At 68.8% G+C, this 256-nt stretch carries 1 protein-coding gene; it reads right to left on the bottom strand.

Going from position 1 to position 256, the window contains the following annotated elements; genetic code table 11:
* A partial coding sequence (locus ACLEQD_RS45400; RefSeq protein WP_410392076.1) for a condensation domain-containing protein occupies positions 1 to 256 on the bottom strand: 256 nt, incomplete at both ends.

Raw genomic sequence — 256 nt, 5'->3', positions numbered from 1 at the left:
AGCAACACCTGCCACGCCGCGAGCATCACCATGAAGGACGTGGCCCCTTCCTGACGGGCCAGCACGGACAGCTTCTCCTCCAGCGCCTTCGGCATCAGCACCGACGCATTCGCGCCGTGGAAGCGCTGTACCGCCGGACGCGGCCGATCCGTGGGCAACTCCAGCGCGTGCGGTGCACCTTCCAGTTGCTGGCGCCACCATGCGAGCTGGCCTTCCAGCACCTCGCCTTGCAGCCAGCCTCGCTGCCACGCCGCGT

The sequence above is a fragment of the Corallococcus sp. 4LFB genome, from assembly GCF_046520365.1.
GTDB classification, from domain to species: Bacteria; Myxococcota; Myxococcia; order Myxococcales; family Myxococcaceae; genus Corallococcus; species Corallococcus caeni.
The sequence above is the reverse complement of the archived record's forward strand: the minus strand, read 5'-3'. Positions and strand labels throughout refer to the sequence as shown.